Consider the following 18,124-nt stretch of genomic DNA (forward strand, 5'->3'; position numbering starts at 1 on the left):
TCCCTTGGTTGTCAATCACTTTACTGTCTTGTAGAGAGAGATTCTACTCGTTAATTCATCTATATGACGAGAAAAAAAAAAATCCCCCTATCCGCTTAAGATATTTTTTTATTTTCTTTTTCCAAATGATTGAAATAGAATATAGTCCTTGTTAGAAATCCATATAAAAGATATGCCATGCACGACTCGTTCAAAGTCCTGCATGACATATTATATAATAGTACGCGCGTGTGCGCGAGTTTACTGTGGTTGCATATTGATACTCTCCACGTTTCCTGTGATACCGTTCAATATAAGATTTGTATTGAACTTCTTACCAAATAATTCTCCGCTCATAGTTTCCATGCGTCCGAACTGCGCTGCATAAAGTTCAAAGCTCGCCCATTGTTCATCTGCCTTGAATAAGGTGAGGCGGATACGTCCCGGCAGATTGACATTCAGGCCTATATCATCCTTGGATTTCTTCTCTTTCTCGGTTCCCAGCTGAATCGTAGCGATGTCGTGCAAGTCCTCAACCTTTACAAGATAAGGTCTGCCGGCAAGATCGTCAATGTCTACCATGCCCAATTTTTGAGAGAAGCGGAATAGTAATTGTTTATCAACCTCTTTTTCTGGAACGAATGTTATCTCTGTCTCAACGGTGTCTTTTTGCGTTGTTCCTTCGAACACCTGCATCAGTGCACGCTCCTGTTTGTCTAGGTTCTCAAACATCAATTTGAGTTGTTCTCCATCTTTGGGCATAAAGTCGGCCTCTCCACGCGACAGTTGGTTGCGGCTATCGCGTATGTCGTATATCTCACGTGCAATGAGTTCGGCCATTTTCGCAGAACTTCCGGCAGCCAAAATGTCCTCAGTCATATAGTTGTGGGCGTCTATTGGAGTCGGTTTGCGAGCCGGTTTGAAAGCCTTATAAGGTCGTTGTTTCTTCGGTTGGGCGTTGACAGCCAGCAGCACGCCGTTCTCATCTCTGTTCACACTATAGATGACATGCTTCTTGTCCAGTTGCAATGTGAACTGCTTGGTAGAGTCGGGTAGACCCACCGAACGTGTACTTACGCTTACCAATCTGTATGTAGTGGTTGGTTTTTGCGGTACGTCGCGCATTCTCATATATTTGTCGGCATAGAGCGCCAGTTGCCCCGGAGTGGTGGTAGTCTTCTCTATGAGCACGTTGAACTTGATGGCCGTTTTAGGCAAGAAATACGTTGTTCCTTCCACAGGCTGTTGGGCTTGTAGATTCATGGCAGTCAGTATAAGGGCTGCCGGTAGCAAGATTTTCTTGATATTCATAGTTTCAGTCGTTTAAACGTTTAAAAGCTTGCGGCAGATACTCTATCAAATCGCTGGCTATGAGGCTCTCTATGCCTTTGTCGCGAACAGCGATGTCGCCGGCCAGTCCATGTAGATACATGCCTAATAGGCATGCTTCGCGCTGCTGATAACCACGAGCTAACAAACCTGTGATGATACCTGTGAGTACGTCACCGCTCCCCGCTGTGGCCATACCGGCATTTCCTGTACTGTTGAAGAGGATGTTACCATCGGGCAAGCAGAGTGCCGAGTAGTGTCCTTTTAGGATGATGTATGCCCCCAAATGCTCAGCTAAGTCGCGTGCTTTGGCCAATCGTTCGTAGTCTCCGTTACTTGCTCCGCCCGATAGACGGTCGAACTCTTTGGGATGTGGTGTCATGATGATACCCTTAGGCAACTGTTGCATCCATGCCCGGTGGTTGGCCAACATGTTCAAAGCGTCGGCATCGGCCACGATAGGGCACTGAGTACGACGTAATTGGGCAATCATAGCGATGGCTGTACTCTCCTGTAGCCCCATACCGGAACCTATACCTAGTACATCGAAGTCGGCAGTATCAACAGGTTCGGAGAAGAAAGTTTCGTCTTTATCTAGTTGCATCACGGCTTCCGGGACGCTGATTTGCATGATGTCGTAATTGCGTTTTGGCGTGTTTATGGTTACCTTTCCTGCTCCCGAACGCATACAAGCTTTGGCAGCGAGTATCGCTGCTCCCGACATACCGTAGCTTCCGGCAATGAGTAAAGCATTGCCCATGTTGCCCTTGTGTACGAAGTCACCACGATGTTTAAGCAGTTTTCTTACGTCGGTCTCATCAATAAGTGTGTAGGAAGCTTCTGTTTTTGCGATGTATTCGGATGACAATAGGATGTCGAGTACCTGTATTTCGCCGAGGTATAGTTGGTTATCGGGCAACAGCATCGACAGTTTTTTCTGCTGTAAGGTGAGGGTGACGTTGGCTCTTATGATGTTCATACGAACATTATAAGTATTGTCTTCGGTCATCAACCCCGACGGCATGTCAATGCTTACCACCTTGGCCGGTGACTGGTTGATGTATCTTACGAGCGAGGCAAAGCCCCCCGCCAGTGGCTTGTTGAGGCCAGAACCGAAAAGTCCGTCGACCACTAAGGTGTCGCTAGTGAGTTTGGGAGGATCAAAGTTGACGGATATTTCGTTGAACTCCTTGACACGTTTACAGTCAAGCAGTCGCTGTTTGTTGATGGTACAATCCTCGGATAGATAGTTGTGTACGTTGAATAAGTACACGTTTACTTGGTAATCGTGCTCGGCTAACATGCGTGCTACGGCCAATGCATCGCCTCCGTTGTTACCCGGGCCGGCAAAAACCATCACTTGCATACGGTTGGTCCACCGGTCGGTGATGGCTCTTGTGATGGCTTTAGCAGCACGTTCCATCAAGTCAATCGACTCGATGGGTTCGTGCTCTATAGTATATTTGTCGAGTTCTTTGATTTGAACTCCGGTAAAAATCTTCATATCCCTGCAAAAATACAAAAAATGGCGGATATGAGAGTGGTTTGTCCTACTTTTTATTTGGTTATTGTATGTTGGCTTTACCGGCAAACTCGCCCTTTCGCTTCTGTTCTCCGCCACGAATAGTCTGCTTCAAATTGAAACGAAGTTCTATATTTTCTTTGCCCACCCTCTTTACAAATACGGAGCTTGTAGGGTCAAGTAAATTGTCTTTGCCATTGGCTTTGATGTCTTTGCTATCTACAGTCCAGTCTCCATTTTTGCTGAGATCAATCTCTTTACCGTCCATATTGCTGGGTACGGTGAATGTGATGTCTGCTTCGGGAGCTTTTCATGTGCTGTATTTGAAGATGTATTTACCGTTGGCTTCTTTAAATGTGAGCATCTTGGAAAGTACATTCTTGTCGAACTCGTCGTCTTTGCTGCACGAGCTGAAAACAGTTGTTGATACTAAAGTAATTGCTGCTAAAAATAGAATCATCGAGATTCTTGAAATCATTTTCTTGTCCATATAGTTATAATCCTGATTAAAATAAAAACTTAAATAATTGGTGCAAAGTTATACATTTGTCTTGATAAAACTTTCAGTTTATACATTTTTTCAATGTTATTTTTGGTGTTTTGGGAAGTTGGATAGGGCGTTTTGAAGGCATGTGTAAGTGGCTGAGCCGACAACAACTACTCAATCAATGACCGATGGTTTCCCAAAAGGGAGGGAGAACAAAGAACTTATCAGCTTAAAACTCATGAACTAACAAGTTCACTCGATAACTCATCTACTCAAAAACTGATGAACTCAATTTGTTGCAGTAGTTTCTCAGTACTGCTGCCAAGCCCATTCAGCATTGCTGCAAGGGGGAGACAGCAAAAATGCCAAGACGCTGCAGTGGACTAGTTGACAAATTGACGAGTAGACAAGTAGACGAGAGGGGGAACTAGAAGTGAGGAGTTAGGAGTTAGAAGTGATGAGTTGGTGGGGGTGAAAGAGACAATTTAACGATGTTGACTACGTAATATCTATGTGGAAATGTACTATTATTCATTTCTTTTTCGTATTTTTGCAATCAAATTTTTTATTCCAAGTGCAATGGATAAAGTAACTATTAAGGACAAAACGTTTAGGACGTTTATCCCTGAAGCAAAGATTCTAGAACGTGTGAAAGCAGTGGCTGAAAGGCTCAATCGTGATATGGCTGGCAAGAATCCACTGTTGTTGGCTGTGCTCAATGGCTCGTTTATCTTTGCAGCTGATTTGATGCGCAACCTCACGATACCTTGTGAAATCTCATTTGTGAAGTTGGCTTCTTATCAAGGGACGACTTCTACGGGTACAATCACAGAGATTTTTGGTGTCAATGAAGATTTGACGGGGCGCACAGTTGTCATCGTTGAAGATATTGTGGATACCGGATTGACCATGAAGCGCATGGTGGAACAACTTGGAACGCGTAAGCCTGCGTCTATCCATATTTGTACGTTGCTGTTGAAACCCGGTAAGTTGCAGGTTCCACTCAATATAGAGTATGCTGCAATGGAGATTCCCAACGACTTTATTGTGGGCTATGGACTAGATTACGACCAGCAAGGTCGCGAGTTGAGAGACATTTACACGCTGGACAGCTGATAAGAGAGAAGAAAATAATAAGATAAAAAATGAAGAATATTGTAATTTTCGGTGCTCCCGGTGCTGGTAAAGGTACACAGAGCGATAAGTTGATTGAAAAGTACGGATTAGGTCATATCTCTACTGGTGATGTGCTCCGTAGCGAGATTAAGAACGGTACAGAACTTGGCAAGACTGCGAAGGGATATATTGATAACGGCCAGTTGATACCCGATGAATTGATGATTGACATCCTCGCCAGCGTATACGACGGCTTTGGAAAAGACCATGCAGGTGTGATTTTTGACGGTTTTCCCCGTACAACTCCACAAGCTGAGGCTTTGAAGAAGATGCTCTCTGAGCGTGGACATAAGGTGGCTGCCATGCTGGAACTATCTGTTCCGGAAGACGAATTGATGGCTCGACTCATCAACCGTGGTAAGGAAAGTGGCCGCTCCGATGATAATGAAGAGACTATCAAGAAGCGTTTGAATGTATATAACACACAGACAGCTCCGCTTATCGACTGGTATGAGCAGGAGGGTATCCATCATCATATCGAAGGACTTGGCACCGTTGACGAGATTTTTGCTCGTATAGCAACAGTAGTAGACGCTCTATAATAATATAAGGTGTTTAAGTTTCGCATGTATGCTCAACTTAGGAGTTATCGGGAATTAAAGGGAGTTAGCAGGAGTTATCGGACAAATGTCTGTTATCTTCCGCTATCTCCCGTTACCTCCTACTAACTTCTATCTATACATCAACTTGTAAAAGCAGAGTAAGGTATAGGAGTTAGTGGGAGTGGATGGAAGCGTGAGCCACGGGCTTATGACTTTGCTGAGAACTCGAATCCTACTAACTCTTGTTCGTTTTTAATAGATGGAGGTCTCTCCATGGATTTTTAGAAGGCATAAAGAATTGACTCCTAAACATCTGAACAAATTCCCCAACGTGTAATCTAACAATATATGGCCGATTCAAATTTCGTAGACTACGTAAAGATACATTGTCGCTCAGGTAAGGGCGGAAGAGGTTCTATGCACTTACGCCACGTGAAATACCAGCCCAATGGTGGACCCGATGGTGGTGACGGTGGGCGTGGCGGTAACATCTATCTGCGTGGTAACCACAATTACTGGACGCTATTGCACTTGAAATACCAGCGCCATATATTTGCAGAGCATGGTGGAAACGGTGGAAGAGACAAGTGTCATGGTACCGATGCTAAGGATGTGTACATTGATGTACCGTGTGGTACGGTGGTCTATAATGCTGAAACGGGTAAGTATATCTGTGATGTGATGGAAGACGGACAGGTGGTCATGCTGCTGAAAGGTGGTCGTGGCGGACTTGGAAACTTTCAGTTCCGCACCGCAACCAATCAGGCTCCACGCTTCGCACAGCCCGGAGAACCGATGGAAGAGCTCACCGTAGTGATGGAGTTGAAACTTTTGGCTGATGTGGGATTGGTGGGATTCCCCAACGCGGGTAAGTCTACGTTGCTTTCATCGTTGTCGAGTGCACGCCCGAAAATAGCCAACTATCCTTTCACAACGCTAGAACCGTCGCTTGGAATTGTGGGCTATCGCGATATGCAATCGTTTGTCATGGCCGATATTCCGGGAATTATTGAAGGGGCAAGTGAGGGTAGAGGACTCGGTTTGAGATTCCTTCGCCATATAGAACGAAACTCATTGTTGCTCTTTATGGTGCCCGGTGATACAGACGACATCAAGAAAGAGTATGAGATTTTGCTGCGCGAATTGGGTAATTTCAACCCTGATATGCTGGATAAGCATCGTGTATTGGCCGTAACGAAGTGTGACTTACTAGACGAAGAGTTGATGGAGATGCTGAAAGAGACGTTGCCCGACGACCTACCAGTGGTGTTTATCTCGTCGGTGACAGGGCAAGGACTCATGGAATTGAAGGATATTTTGTGGCGCGAACTGAACAGTGAGAGCAACAAACTGCAAGGAATCATGGCCGAAGATACACTCGTACATCGCGACAAAGACATGATACGCTTTGCCGACGAGATGCATGATGAAGGTGCCGATGAGGATGTTGAGGAACTGGAAGATGCTGATATCGAAGACTTCGACGAGTTGGATGACTTCGAATATGAGGATGAAGACGATATAGAATAATAACAAGCCCATGACAAAGCCTATACTCCATACTTATAAACTGGCCGAAGGTGTTGTGGCTTTTAGCACGACACGGCATGGCGGAGTGAGTAAAGGCGATTATGGAGAGTTTAATATCAACCCCTATTGTGGGGATGATGCGGAAGCGGTGGCTGATAATAGAGCCGCGCTTTGTGCGACATTAGGTATTGACGATGACAGGTTGTTGTTGCCGCATCAGGTACATGGTACGGAGAATCGGGTGGTATCGGCCGACTTCTTTACCTTGCCCACTGGTGAACGTCGCATTATTCTCGATGGTGCGGATAGCATCATGACCGATATTCCGGGTGTTTGTATCGGTGTGTCGACAGCCGATTGTATCCCGGTTTTGCTTTACGATCCTGTGCATCGTGCCGGTTGTGCTGTTCATGCCGGTTGGCGTGGCACTGTAAAGCGCATTGTATTGAAGAGTGTCGCCGAGATGGTTGCAGCCTATGATACCAAACCTTCTGACCTATTAGCAATCATTGGTCCCGGCATTTCACTGGAACATTTCGAAGTTGGACAGGAAGTTTACGATGAATTTGAGCAAGCATCGTTTGACATGTCTGCCATTACGCGAAAGTTAAATAAGTGGCATATCGACCTGCCGGAGTGTAATCGACTCCAGCTACTACAGGCAGGCGTGGCTTCACAGTGCATTCGCATGAGTGGGATATGCACGTATGCTCATTCCGATGAATTCTTTTCGGCTCGTCGACTGGGTGTCGAATCCGGCCGAATATTCACCGGGATACTTTTGACAGAGACTATATAACAATTAAAACCTAAACAAAATGAATACACGACTCAGACAGACTATCATGAGCCTGACGCTTATTGGTATTACAACGGGATTTATGCCTGCTAAAGATACATTTAGTGCGTCGGAACAACAACAAATCAGTATCAGCACACCGGGGCTGTTCAGTCGTTCCAATGCTTTCAGTGTAGACTTCAGTATACTTAAGAATAGCGATTATTCTTTCCCACTTCCGGTGGGAAAGGCAGAGGTGGTGAATCAACAAGAAGTGAAGATAACGACCACGCAGGGCGATGCTGTAAAGGCTATGTTTGAAGGAGTAGTCCGTTTATCGCGTTCGGTGAACCGCTTCGGAAATGTGGTTGTCATTCGCCATAATAATGGATTGGAGACTGTGTACAGTCATAATGCGCAGAATTTGGTACAGGTGGGGCAGCACGTTCAGGCCGGACAGACAATCGCTATTGTGGGGTATGACGGTGCACAAGCTTATACCTTGTTTTCCATTATGGTGAATGGAGCGCGTATTAATCCCGAAACAATTCTGGAAATAAAGTCACATCGATTGCGTAAACAGACTTTGTTGTGCAAACGTGTAGGCCAAAGAGTGAGTGTAACGGTATCGCAACCGGAGCCATCGAATGCAGGTTCACAGAGTTTGGCTATGGCTAATAAGGGTGGAACAAGCAATAGTATGAGCGGAGATGTGGACAAGAATCCGTTTGAAGGAGGCAATACGATTAGGCTGAATTTGTCTAATCTGTCGAAGATGGAGTGGTCTTATCCACTGTTAGGAAGTAAAGTGATAAGTCCGTATGGCGGAAAACGTCGCCATTCGGGTGTTGATTTGAAGACTAGACCGAACGACAATGTGCGTGCAGCATTTGATGGTGTGGTTACTCGTTCGGGGCCTTTCTCAGGCTATGGTAACTGTATCGTTATTAAGCATGCCAATGGCTTGGAGACACTTTATAGTCATCAATCAAAGAATCTAGTTAAGGCTGGGCAGCGAGTGAAAGCCGGAGAGGTGATAGGATTGACTGGTCGAACCGGTCGCGCCACCACGGAGCACTTACATTTTGAGGTGCATTTTCAAGGTCGAAAGGTGAATCCGGCTGTTGTCTTCGACCATGCCAACCGTTCTTTGCAGCAATGTACGCTCGTATTGTCAAAGAACGGGAATATCAAAAGCGAACGTAATTATTTCGCAGAGAAGAAGTAAGATGATGATTACTTGTGCCGCTTAGCTCGTTGTTGTCTGTATTTAGCCTTCTGACGAGCTGAGCCTGAGCCGTGAGCTCCGGTGATATATTTCTTCTTCTTAGCTTTGGTCTTTACTTTATCATCATTCTGCCCGCTCTTATTGGATGCGGCCTTAAAGACCATTCCTGTTTCTATTATCTCGTTGATGTCGTTCATTGTGGTTTGAGTTGACGAGTTAACAAGTAGACAAGTTAACAAGTTTATTTTTGAATAAATAATTAAGTAGGCAAGTGAACGAGTTTACAAGTAGATTAAAAGTTGTTGGTTGTGTTTTCTAACTAGTCTGCTTGTCAACTCGTTTACTTGTTAACTTTAACTCTTAGTGATGGAACAATCTCACTCCAGTGAATGCCATAGCAATGCCATATTTGTCGCATGTGTCGATAACATGGTCATCGCGGATGCTTCCACCGGCTTGTGCGATGAATTCAACGCCACTCTTATGGGCACGCTCGATGTTGTCTCCGAATGGGAAGAAAGCATCGCTACCGAGAGCAACTTTCGTGTTTTGGGCAATCCAAGCTTTCTTTTCTTCCATCGTAAGTACCTCCGGCTTCTCGGTAAAGAACTGCTGCCATACGCCATCTGCTAATACATCATCGTGCTCTTCGCTGATATAGACGTCTATGGTGTTGTCTCTGTCAGCGCGACGGATACCCGGTTTGAACGGAAGATTCATAACCTTGGGACATTGGCGCAACCACCATGTGTCGGCTTTGCTACCAGCTAAGCGCGTACAATGGATGCGACTTTGTTGTCCGGCACCTATTCCTATGGCCTGACCATCCTTGACATAGCATACGGAATTGCTTTGGGTGTACTTTAAAGTAATCAATGCGATGATGAGATCGCGACGAGCTTCGTCGGTGAAAGTCTTATTCTGAGTGGGGATATTCTCGAAAAGAGCAGGATCATCGAGCTTGATTTCATTGCGTCCCTGTTCAAATGTGATGCCGAATACTTGCTTATGTTCGATGGGATTCGGTCGATAGTTTGGATCAATCTTGATGACATTATAGGTGCCTTTACGCTTGTCTTTCAGGATTTCGATGGCTTCCGGCGTGTAATCGGGAGCAATAACTCCATCGCTAACCTCACGTTTTAAGAGGGTCGCGGTGACTGCGTCACAGGTGTCACTCAATGCAACGAAGTCGCCATACGAACACATTCGGTCGGCTCCTCTGGCACGAGCATAGGCACAAGCGAGCGGAGAAAGCGGTAGTTTAACGTCGTCTACAAAGTAGATTTTCTTGAGTGTATCGCTCAAGGGGAGTCCTACGGCAGCGCCGGCTGGGCTTACGTGCTTGAAACTTGCGGCTGCCGGAAGTCCTGTTGCTTCCTTTAATTCTTTCACAAGTTGCCAACTATTCAAGGCATCCATAAAGTTAATGTAGCCCGGGCGACCGTTAATGACTTCGATAGGTAGTTCGCCTTCTTCGATATAAATACGTGAAGGCTTCTGGTTCGGATTGCATCCGTACTTTAATGCGAGTTCTTTCATACAGCAGGATAAGTTGAATATCTTATGCAAAGATACTTGATTTTACACAAAAAGGGAAGAGATAAGGTCACATTTCCTATTCTTTGAGAATAAAAAAAGTGCAACGACATTCTGTCATGTCATTGCACTTGTATGTTTAAAACATTCTGTAGATTACAGAAGTACCTTGAATTTCTCTTCAATACGTTCTTTGCTTGCAGCACCAACAAACTTGTCAACCAGCTGACCTCCCTTGAAGAAGAGGATAGTTGGGATGTTGCGAACACCATACTCCATTGCGATTTCGTTGTTTTCCTCAACATCGCACTTGCCTACAACGATTTTGCCGTCGTAGTCGTTTGCCAACTCTGAGATGATAGGACCAACCATACGGCAAGGTCCACACCATGTTGCCCATAGGTCAACTACCAAAGGTAACTCTCCATTTTTGTAACTCTCAAAGTTCTCGTTTGTAATTTTAACTTCCATCTTTTCGTTCTTTAATATTCTATATGTATTTTATTATTCTTGTCACAATATTGTTATGAGCAAACTGTATGCCAAAAGTCGCGACCGATAGTAATTGCCATTTTTGTCAGTTCACGTGGTAACTCATGACTGGATTAGACTCTACATAGTTTACAAAGTCGCGAGTAAGGCCTATTTCATGAGCTCTTGAACGCAGTATTAAGTTTGAATTATGCTCTTTATCAACTACTTGTATGAAGAGCATTGTGTGTCCCGGACTGTCTGATACCAGTGTAGATATGTCGTTTACTATGGTCTCGTTGATGTCGTTGATGTCCATACTGATGGTGAATCTTTCGATGCGTGTGTCGCGAATAGTTTGCATATACTGGATGTCGGCAATCTTAAAGTCGACGTAGGTGCTTGTGGGATATCTCTTGCTACAGTTCGCTTTCATGAAGATGATGGCTCCCTGAATAAACATTCCGCTCCATCTGCCCCATTCGGCATCCATGATAAAGAGTTCACCACTGCCTTCGAAGTCTTCTAAAGTGACTACTCCATAGGGCTTACCTGATTTGGTGAAACCGGATTTTACGGCCGTTACCATACCGCCAATTGTTATCTCTTGCTTGCCAACGAGAGCTTCCTTGTCCTCTAATTCGGCACAATGTGTGTTGCACATAGAGTTCAAGATGATGCTGAATTCATCGAGAGGATGAGCCGACAGATAAATACCTACGAGGTCGCGCTCATGATTTAATTTCTCTATTGTGCTCCATTCTTCCACTTGAGGAATGGGAGGAGTGGCTATCTCTACGGCGTCTGAACCTCCAAACAAGGAGTTACGAGCCTCTGCCTGTTCCGCTTGATACAACTGACCATAGCGAACCAAGGTGTCCAAGAAGGCGTCACCTTTATTATTCTTGCCGAAATATTGCTCGCGTTTCAGCCCGAAACAATCAAATCCGCCACTCATGGCGAGCGATTCAAAGGCTTTCCTATTGACGTTAGAGAAATCTACTCGTTGTGCAAAGTCGAATATATCCTTGTATGGCCCATTCTCATTTCGCTCGTTGATGATAGCTTCTGCGGCCTGTTCGCCCATTCCTTTGATGGCTGCCAAACCAAATCTTATCTCGCCTTTTTGGTTTACACCGAAGTTACCATAGCTCTCGTTGACACTCGGTTCCAGCGTAGGAATACCCATAGACTTACATTCATCCATGAGTTTCGTGATTTCTTTGATGTCGCTTTTACGTCGTGTCATAATGGCAGCCATAAACTCTGCCGGGTAATGGGCTTTCATATAAGCCGTCTGGAAAGCCACCCAACTATAGCAAGCTGCATGAGACTTGTTGAAAGCATAGGATGCAAACTTCTTCCATTCTTCCCAGATATGATTCAAAGTCTTGTGGTCATGCCCGCGTGCTTCGCCTCCCTCGTAGAACAATTTCTCCAGTTTGTTCATCTGGTCAATCTTCTTTTTACCCATAGCTTTACGCAATGTGTCGCTCTGTCCACGCGTAAAGCCAGCCAATAAGCGGCTCAGAAGCATGACTTGCTCTTGATAAACGGTGATGCCATACGTATCTTTTAGATACTTTTCCATCTCAGGAATAGGGTAGGTGATAGGCTCTTTGCCAAGCTTACGGGCAATGAACGACGGAATATTGTCCATTGGTCCGGGGCGGTAGAGGGCGTTCATGGCAATGAGATCGCCAAATACCGTGGGATGAAGTTCGCGCAGATATTTTTGCATACCGGGCGATTCAAACTGGAAAGTACCAATCGTTCGTCCCTGTTGATAGAGCTGATAGGTAAGCTCATCGTCAATAGGTATGTTGTCAAGGTCTACTTCTACGCCCGTTGTCAGCTTTACATTCTTGACAGCTTCTTTCAACTCAGAGAGCGTCTTGAGTCCGAGGAAGTCCATCTTAATGAGTCCGGTAGACTCGATAACGTGCCCATCGTACTGCGTCACAGGCACTTTTAAGTCCTTAAAGTCGGGATCGTCGGCCGTTGAGATAGGCACCCAATCGCTGATAGGGTCGCGACAAATGATGAATCCGCAGGCATGGATACCCGTTCCGCGTACCGTTCCTTCAAGCATCTTTGCATACTTCATGGTGTTACGTTCGCGTGGGTCGATCGAAGCTTCCGCCTCGCGTAGCATGTCAACGCTCTTGATAGCGTTGGTAAGATTCATCTTCAAACCATTCGGCAGACGGTCGGGGATAGCTTTACAGAGTGCATTCGCTTTTTCCAACGGGAGTTTTTCTACACGTGCCACATCCTTGATGGAGTTTTTCGTAGCCATACTTCCGTAGGTAATGATATGCGCACAGTTCTCGTGACCATACTTATCCATCACCCATTGGAGCACGCGTCCACGTCCGTCATCGTCGAAGTCGGTATCAATATCGGGGAGAGAAATACGGTCGGGGTTGAGGAAACGCTCAAACAGCAAGTCGTATTTCAACGGGTCTATCTTCGTGATTCCTAAACAATAGGCAGCTACCGAACCCGCAGCAGAGCCACGGCCGGGACCTACCATCACTCCTAACTGCTCGCGAGCAGAGTTGATGAAGTCTTGTACAATGAGGAAGTAGCCGGGGAATCCCATTGTCTTCATCACGTGAAGTTCAAATCTGATGCGCTCTTCTACCTCTTTTGGCACCGGGTCTCCATATATTCTTTTGGCTCCTTGGAATGTCAATTCATCCAAATAGTCGGCTTCAAACTTGATTCGATAAATCTTGTCGTAACCACCAAGGTGTTTGATTCGCTTCTCTCCATCTTCGGCCGACATGGGATTTTCGCCATTCTCGTCGCTGCAAAATTCCTTATATAAGTCTTCTTCTGTGAATTTTTGACGCCACTGTTCTTCTGTTCCGAAGCTCTCCGGGATTGGGAAGAAAGGCATCACCGGGTCGTGGTCAATACTGTAGAATTCCACTTTGTCCAGAATCTCAAGCGTATTTCGCATGGCTTCCGGATGGTCGGGGAACACCTCGTTCATCTCTTCGCGCGTCTTAAACCACTCCTGTTTGCTGTAGCGCATGCGGTTCGGATCGTCCAGATCCTTTCCTGTGGCTAGGCAAAGCAGGTGGTCGTGCGCCTCGGCCGTCTCTTTATCTTCGAAGTGGCAGTCGTTGGTACAGACGAGTTTGATGCCCAATTCCTTGCTGAAGTCTTCCAATACAGCATTCACTTTCTGCTGTAAAGGATAGGCAGTACGATTGGCTAGCAGGGTAGGGTCGGTAACTTGATGGCGTTGTAACTCCAAATAAAAGTCGTCACCGAATAGATTCTTGTACCATAGACATGCTTCGCGTGCGCCGTCAAGATCGTCGGCCATAATCTTACGAGGTACCTCTCCGGCCAAGCAAGCTGTACAAATGATAAGTCCTTCGTGGTATTTCTCTAGGTCTTCGCGGTCAGTTCTCGGTCGGTAGTAGTAACCGTCTACCCACGAACGCGATACCAATTTAATAAGATTCTTGTATCCTTGATAGTTCTTGGCAAGTACAATGAGGTGATAACCCGAATTGTCACCATTCTCTTTCACCTTGTCTTCCTTGCGATGGCGGGCCACATACATCTCGCAACCCAATATGGGTTTGAAAGGTTCCAGTCCATCTGCCTTTCGTTTTTTGTTGACTTCGCTACAATAATCCCAAAATTCCTTAATGCCAAACATGACGCCATGGTCGGTAATGGCCATGCCTTTCATGCCGTTGCCAATGGCTTTATTGACCAAGTTTGAAATCTTGGACTGGCCATCTAGAATAGAATAATAGGTGTGAACGTGTAAATGAACGAAATCTTCCATGAAAAAACCACAATTAGGAGTTCAAAGTTACGGCTTATCCCCGACACAACAAAAGAAAAATAGTAATTTTTTGTGGAGCTAACAAAAAATCATTAACTTTGCAAATGGTAGGTAAAAGGCCTTCCCAGTATTATTGAGCATAAGTCAGAACAACCTTTGGCACCGGCTAACGCCTTGTTGAAATGTTCGCATATCCTTAGTTACTATGATTAAAAGAATCAATAAACTCAAAAAGATACGCATACACAGAGAAGGTACCGATACGCTTCTTTATGGTTTTATCGTAATGGCTTCCATTATATTATTATTATGGAGAGGCTTTGATACCAAGATCCCTTTTTGGGTGGTTTTGGTTGTTTTCTCAACAATCTATGGTATCGTACTGAACTTCTACCGCTGTCCCATTCGCTATTTCTCTGCCGAAGACAATACCGATAAGGTGGTTGTAGCTCCTGCCGATGGCCGAATCGTGGTTATAGAGGAAGTAGAAGAGAACGAATATTTCCACGACAAACGTCTTATGATTAGTATTTTCATGAGTCTGTGGAATGTCCATGCCAACTGGTTCCCTGTAGACGGTAAGGTGAAATTCGTATGCCATAAGGATGGAAACTATTATAAGGCATGGTTACCTAAGGCTAGTTCGGAGAACGAACATGCTGATGTGATGATTACTACACCCGATGGAGTGGACGTATTGTGCCGTCAGATAGCCGGCGCCATGGCTCGTCGCATTGTTACTTATGCCAAGGAGGGCGAAGATTGCTATATTGATGAGCATCTTGGTTTCATCAAGTTGGGTAGCCGTGTAGATGTATTCTTGCCTATAGGTACAGAAGTTTGTGTCAAGATGGGACAATCTACAACCGGTGACCAAACTATTATTGCGCGGTTGAAATAACCAACTCGGAAAATTATTCAATTTATTATATTCGATAAGTTGCTTCTCTTTATCTAAGAGGAGCAACTTTTTTTTATGCCGTAAATTTGACTTGTGATGTAGGGACGGATAGTATTTGCCCTATATTGGAAGTCTCTCTTGTCTTATAACTCAATAACTCGTCAACTTAAAAACGGCCAAACTTAATTTACTGCAAGGGTATGGCAACATTGCTGTTTCGCCCTTTCAGTAATGCTGCCAAGCCTAGGCAGCAATACTGGCAAGCCGTTGCATTTCGCTGATAGATAAGTTGACGAGTAGACAAGTTAACGAGTTGGGAGTGTGAAATGATGGGGATAGAAATTATCTTTTGCTTCTGAAGAACTCTTGCATCAAGGCTTTGCACTCCTCTTCCAGTATCCCTCCAACGATTGCTGCTTTGGGATGGAGGGCATGGGGAGCGTATTCCGTATATCCACGCTTCTCATCGGGTGCTCCATAGACGACACGACTCATTTGAGACCATCCCAAGGCGCCGGCACACATTACACAGGGTTCGACGGTGACATAGAGTGTACAATCTTGTAAATACTTCCCTCCGAGCGTGTTGGCAGCCGCAGTGATGGCTTGCATCTCGGCATGTGCTGTGACATCATTGAGCGTTTCGGTGAGGTTGTGCGCCCTGCTGATGATACGACCTCGGCATACCACGACTGCACCAATGGGTATCTCGCCCTCGTCTAAAGCCCGATGTGCTTCGTCTAGCGCTTTGAGCATGAATTGCTCATCTATCTTTTTTAGTTCTTCTTCCTTTGTTATCATGGCTGCAAAAATAAGGTATTTTATTGTAAGAATGGAAGAATTGTATTATTTTTGCAACTAATCAAACCCGATAGGAGGTCATGAAAAAGGTTAACGTTTTATTTTTCTTTCTGTTCATCATGGTCGGTCATCTCTATGCAACCGATGATTCTAAAAAGCCAATTCTAGGTGTCTTTACGCTAGGAATGACACCAGAAGTGTTTCAAACTCAATATCATGCGTTGCTGGAGAAATATGAGGTGGCACAGAAGGATGGCTATGAAAGTGTTTATCCGGTATCAATCGGTGGAGTATCGATGGATATGAAGAGTCTTGGCGAAAATATGTATGAGACAGATAAGATACTGAACGATTTATACAAGGTGTCTTTTCAAGGTGACGAACCTCTCTTTTTCTGTGGCTCTACCACCTTTTCCGAGAATAAACTAAGCGCTGTGACCATCATCGGATATGGCAATCAAGATGCTACCATATCTTATATTATAAGTAGAAATCCGCTGAAGATAGATGCCGAACCGGAGTTGGTGTGCTGTGACTATAAGGCTCATAACGACGTTTTGGAGGCTTGTAAATCGCTCACTGTTTTTCTTCAAGGAAAGTATGGGGTGCCTACAAAGACATACACTATACCGCAGATGCCCTCAAAACAAGAAGTGGGCGACCAACAGATACTCAAGGTGAAGTTCGTACAGGCGAATGTCTACGGTTCGGTTGTACCTTACGCTGAATGGAAGGTCGGAGATATGCAGGTGGTAGTAGGTATCAAGACGGCCGGGGCAGAACCGTTTATTATGTTCTACGATGCACATCGGCTCTCGCACTCATATCTTAACAATCTGTTGCAAGAAGAACCATTGCCGACAAAAGAACTCAATTGGTAGGCTATGGCTGCACACAACGATCTTGGTAAATGGGGCGAGGACTATGCCGCCGACTACTTAGTGCGTGAGGGATATGATATTATTGAGCGCGATTGGCGGTTGGGTGGAAAGGACATAGACATTGTTGCTCGGACACCGGATGGTACGACTGTGGTCTTTGTAGAGGTGAAGACGCGTCGCTCGGATGCCATCACCAAACCGGCTGATGCGGTGAATCGGCAGAAAATGCGGAATTTGGGACATGCTGCCAATGCCTATGTGAAGATGCATCTGCTGTGGGATGAACTGCGATTTGATGTGATTACAATTGTAGGATGTGATGAGGAAACGGTACGCATGGAACATATCAAGGATGCGTTCAACCCATTGCTACTTTAAAATACGGAAATGAAAAGAGAAATCATACGACTGAACGAGGTGGGCTCCACCAACGATTACTTACGTCAACATGGTGTTGTGGGCGATGAAGAAATGACGGTTGTTGTGGCCGATTATCAGACTTCGGGACGTGGGCAGGCTACAAATACGTGGGAAAGTGAGGCTGGGAAAAACCTGCTATTAAGCATCCTCGTGCATCCTTGGCACACCCCTACAGCCTATCAGTTTCTTTGGTCCATGGCCGGAGCGTTGGCATTGAAAGATACGCTTGATGCTTATACGGACGGAATTACGTTGAAGTGGCCGAACGATGTGTATTGGCACGACCGTAAGATTAGTGGTACGCTGATAGAAACATCGCTGAGTGGAGGTCGTTTGAAAGGGTGTATATACGGTATCGGACTGAATGTCAATCAACTGATGTTTGTGAGTGACGCGCCCAATCCGGTATCATTAGCCGGTATCGTAGGGCATGAAGTGGATCGAGAGCAAGTGTTGCAACGGTTGTTAGATAACTTTGAGAAACGCTATGAGCTTTTGGAACGAGGTGGAGCAGCCGATATTTCAGAAGAATACTATATGTCTCTTTACCGTCGTGATGGTTTCTATCCTTACGAAGATGCCGATGGACAGTTTGAAGCTAGCATCGTAGAGGTGGCGGATAACGGCACTATCGTTTTGAGAGACAAGGAGGGACGATTTAGGGAATATACATTTAAGGAAGTGAAATTTGCGAGGTAAGAGAATTTATACATACGACAATGATAT

General features: G+C 45.2%; 18 protein-coding genes. 9 read left to right on the plus strand and 9 right to left on the minus strand.

Annotated features, from left to right (window positions below; translation table 11 throughout):
- Positions 1-240: 240 nt before the first annotated feature.
- From AC1EK4_RS05390 to AC1EK4_RS05405, 4 genes are all read right to left on the minus strand, one after another.
- Entirely contained in the window at positions 241-1,284 is a 1,044-nt protein-coding gene (locus tag AC1EK4_RS05390; RefSeq protein ID WP_036896394.1) for a DUF4831 family protein, read from the minus strand.
- Between the two features lie 10 nt (positions 1,285-1,294).
- Positions 1,295-2,812, minus strand: a complete 1,518-nt coding sequence (locus AC1EK4_RS05395) for an NAD(P)H-hydrate dehydratase (RefSeq protein ID WP_480357318.1) — start codon at positions 2,810-2,812, stop codon at positions 1,295-1,297.
- A 61-nt stretch (positions 2,813-2,873) separates the two neighbouring features.
- Positions 2,874-3,098, minus strand: coding sequence for a hypothetical protein (locus AC1EK4_RS05400; RefSeq protein ID WP_036896336.1), 225 nt, complete (start codon positions 3,096-3,098; stop codon positions 2,874-2,876).
- 42 nt (positions 3,099-3,140) lie between these two features.
- Positions 3,141-3,308, minus strand: coding sequence for a hypothetical protein (locus tag AC1EK4_RS05405; RefSeq protein WP_156431051.1), 168 nt, complete (start codon positions 3,306-3,308; stop codon positions 3,141-3,143).
- Positions 3,309-3,896: 588 nt separating this feature from the next.
- On the opposite strand from AC1EK4_RS05405, the gene hpt reads away from it, so the two are divergent.
- The 5 genes from hpt (at position 3,897) to AC1EK4_RS05430 (ending at position 8,571) form a co-directional block, all read left to right on the plus strand.
- Positions 3,897-4,433, plus strand: coding sequence for a hypoxanthine phosphoribosyltransferase (gene hpt / locus AC1EK4_RS05410; RefSeq protein ID WP_036896333.1), 537 nt, complete (start codon positions 3,897-3,899; stop codon positions 4,431-4,433).
- A gap of 29 nt (positions 4,434-4,462) precedes the next feature.
- Positions 4,463-5,035: an adenylate kinase gene (locus AC1EK4_RS05415; RefSeq protein WP_036896331.1), complete on the plus strand. Its 573-nt coding sequence runs from the start codon at positions 4,463-4,465 to the stop codon at positions 5,033-5,035.
- Between the two features lie 348 nt (positions 5,036-5,383).
- The gene (obgE, locus tag AC1EK4_RS05420; RefSeq protein WP_036896330.1) at positions 5,384-6,565 is read left to right on the plus strand and encodes a GTPase ObgE; all 1,182 of its coding nucleotides are present in this window, start codon (positions 5,384-5,386) and stop codon (positions 6,563-6,565) included.
- 10 nt (positions 6,566-6,575) lie between these two features.
- Entirely contained in the window at positions 6,576-7,364 is a 789-nt protein-coding gene (gene pgeF, locus AC1EK4_RS05425; protein ID WP_480357320.1) for a peptidoglycan editing factor PgeF, read from the plus strand.
- A 19-nt stretch (positions 7,365-7,383) separates the two neighbouring features.
- Complete coding sequence (locus AC1EK4_RS05430) at positions 7,384-8,571, plus strand: peptidoglycan DD-metalloendopeptidase family protein (RefSeq protein WP_480357321.1); 1,188 nt, start codon at positions 7,384-7,386, stop codon at positions 8,569-8,571.
- Positions 8,572-8,579: 8 nt separating this feature from the next.
- Here AC1EK4_RS05430 and AC1EK4_RS05435 read toward each other — a convergent pair whose 3' ends face one another.
- The 4 genes from AC1EK4_RS05435 to dnaE all read right to left on the minus strand — a co-directional run bounded on the left by AC1EK4_RS05435 (position 8,580) and on the right by dnaE (position 14,395).
- Complete coding sequence (locus tag AC1EK4_RS05435; RefSeq protein WP_036896327.1) at positions 8,580-8,768, minus strand: hypothetical protein; 189 nt, start codon at positions 8,766-8,768, stop codon at positions 8,580-8,582.
- A gap of 163 nt (positions 8,769-8,931) precedes the next feature.
- Complete coding sequence (locus AC1EK4_RS05440; protein WP_480357322.1) at positions 8,932-10,113, minus strand: phosphoribosylaminoimidazolecarboxamide formyltransferase; 1,182 nt, start codon at positions 10,111-10,113, stop codon at positions 8,932-8,934.
- 153 nt (positions 10,114-10,266) lie between these two features.
- Positions 10,267-10,581 (minus strand): thioredoxin, encoded by a 315-nt coding sequence (gene trxA, locus AC1EK4_RS05445; RefSeq protein ID WP_062433955.1) that lies wholly within the window; start codon positions 10,579-10,581, stop codon positions 10,267-10,269.
- 106 nt (positions 10,582-10,687) lie between these two features.
- Positions 10,688-14,395, minus strand: a complete 3,708-nt coding sequence (dnaE, locus tag AC1EK4_RS05450) for a DNA polymerase III subunit alpha (RefSeq protein WP_062433957.1) — start codon at positions 14,393-14,395, stop codon at positions 10,688-10,690.
- A gap of 205 nt (positions 14,396-14,600) precedes the next feature.
- Between dnaE and AC1EK4_RS05455 the strand changes: the two genes are divergently transcribed.
- Complete coding sequence (locus AC1EK4_RS05455; RefSeq protein WP_480357323.1) at positions 14,601-15,296, plus strand: phosphatidylserine decarboxylase family protein; 696 nt, start codon at positions 14,601-14,603, stop codon at positions 15,294-15,296.
- A gap of 342 nt (positions 15,297-15,638) precedes the next feature.
- Here AC1EK4_RS05455 and AC1EK4_RS05460 read toward each other — a convergent pair whose 3' ends face one another.
- On the minus strand, positions 15,639-16,097 hold the full coding sequence (locus tag AC1EK4_RS05460) for a nucleoside deaminase (RefSeq protein ID WP_156431052.1): 459 nt from the start codon (positions 16,095-16,097) through the stop codon (positions 15,639-15,641).
- An 80-nt stretch (positions 16,098-16,177) separates the two neighbouring features.
- Between AC1EK4_RS05460 and AC1EK4_RS05465 the strand changes: the two genes are divergently transcribed.
- The 3 genes from AC1EK4_RS05465 to AC1EK4_RS05475 are packed head-to-tail and all read left to right on the plus strand — an operon-like array spanning position 16,178 to position 18,097.
- A complete protein-coding gene (locus tag AC1EK4_RS05465) occupies positions 16,178-16,978 on the plus strand; it encodes a hypothetical protein (protein WP_480357325.1) in 801 nt (266 codons plus the stop codon).
- 3 nt (positions 16,979-16,981) lie between these two features.
- Entirely contained in the window at positions 16,982-17,356 is a 375-nt protein-coding gene (locus AC1EK4_RS05470) for a YraN family protein (RefSeq protein WP_036896321.1), read from the plus strand.
- A 9-nt stretch (positions 17,357-17,365) separates the two neighbouring features.
- Entirely contained in the window at positions 17,366-18,097 is a 732-nt protein-coding gene (locus tag AC1EK4_RS05475; protein ID WP_480357327.1) for a biotin--[acetyl-CoA-carboxylase] ligase, read from the plus strand.
- The last annotated feature ends 27 nt before the right edge of the window (positions 18,098-18,124 follow it).

The sequence above is a fragment of the Prevotella sp. C0026C3 genome, from assembly GCF_056590795.1.

What these genes read in the sequence shown, in the direction of transcription:
- AC1EK4_RS05440 (WP_480357322.1), bottom strand. Translation starts at nt 10,113, where the DNA reads ATGAAAGAACTCGCATTAAAGTACGGATGCAATCCGAACCAGAAGCCT.
- dnaE (WP_062433957.1), bottom strand. Translation starts at nt 14,395, where the DNA reads ATGGAAGATTTCGTTCATTTACACGTTCACACCTATTATTCTATTCTA.
- AC1EK4_RS05465 (WP_480357325.1), top strand. Translation starts at nt 16,178, where the DNA reads ATGAAAAAGGTTAACGTTTTATTTTTCTTTCTGTTCATCATGGTCGGT.
- pgeF (WP_480357320.1), top strand. Translation starts at nt 6,576, where the DNA reads ATGACAAAGCCTATACTCCATACTTATAAACTGGCCGAAGGTGTTGTG.
- AC1EK4_RS05430 (WP_480357321.1), top strand. Translation starts at nt 7,384, where the DNA reads ATGAATACACGACTCAGACAGACTATCATGAGCCTGACGCTTATTGGT.
- AC1EK4_RS05405 (WP_156431051.1), bottom strand. Translation starts at nt 3,308, where the DNA reads ATGATTTCAAGAATCTCGATGATTCTATTTTTAGCAGCAATTACTTTA.
- obgE (WP_036896330.1), top strand. Translation starts at nt 5,384, where the DNA reads ATGGCCGATTCAAATTTCGTAGACTACGTAAAGATACATTGTCGCTCA.
- AC1EK4_RS05460 (WP_156431052.1), bottom strand. Translation starts at nt 16,097, where the DNA reads ATGATAACAAAGGAAGAAGAACTAAAAAAGATAGATGAGCAATTCATG.
- trxA (WP_062433955.1), bottom strand. Translation starts at nt 10,581, where the DNA reads ATGGAAGTTAAAATTACAAACGAGAACTTTGAGAGTTACAAAAATGGA.
- AC1EK4_RS05475 (WP_480357327.1), top strand. Translation starts at nt 17,366, where the DNA reads ATGAAAAGAGAAATCATACGACTGAACGAGGTGGGCTCCACCAACGAT.
- AC1EK4_RS05400 (WP_036896336.1), bottom strand. Translation starts at nt 3,098, where the DNA reads ATGGACGGTAAAGAGATTGATCTCAGCAAAAATGGAGACTGGACTGTA.
- AC1EK4_RS05470 (WP_036896321.1), top strand. Translation starts at nt 16,982, where the DNA reads ATGGCTGCACACAACGATCTTGGTAAATGGGGCGAGGACTATGCCGCC.
- hpt (WP_036896333.1), top strand. Translation starts at nt 3,897, where the DNA reads ATGGATAAAGTAACTATTAAGGACAAAACGTTTAGGACGTTTATCCCT.
- AC1EK4_RS05435 (WP_036896327.1), bottom strand. Translation starts at nt 8,768, where the DNA reads ATGAACGACATCAACGAGATAATAGAAACAGGAATGGTCTTTAAGGCC.
- AC1EK4_RS05455 (WP_480357323.1), top strand. Translation starts at nt 14,601, where the DNA reads ATGATTAAAAGAATCAATAAACTCAAAAAGATACGCATACACAGAGAA.
- AC1EK4_RS05395 (WP_480357318.1), bottom strand. Translation starts at nt 2,812, where the DNA reads ATGAAGATTTTTACCGGAGTTCAAATCAAAGAACTCGACAAATATACT.
- AC1EK4_RS05415 (WP_036896331.1), top strand. Translation starts at nt 4,463, where the DNA reads ATGAAGAATATTGTAATTTTCGGTGCTCCCGGTGCTGGTAAAGGTACA.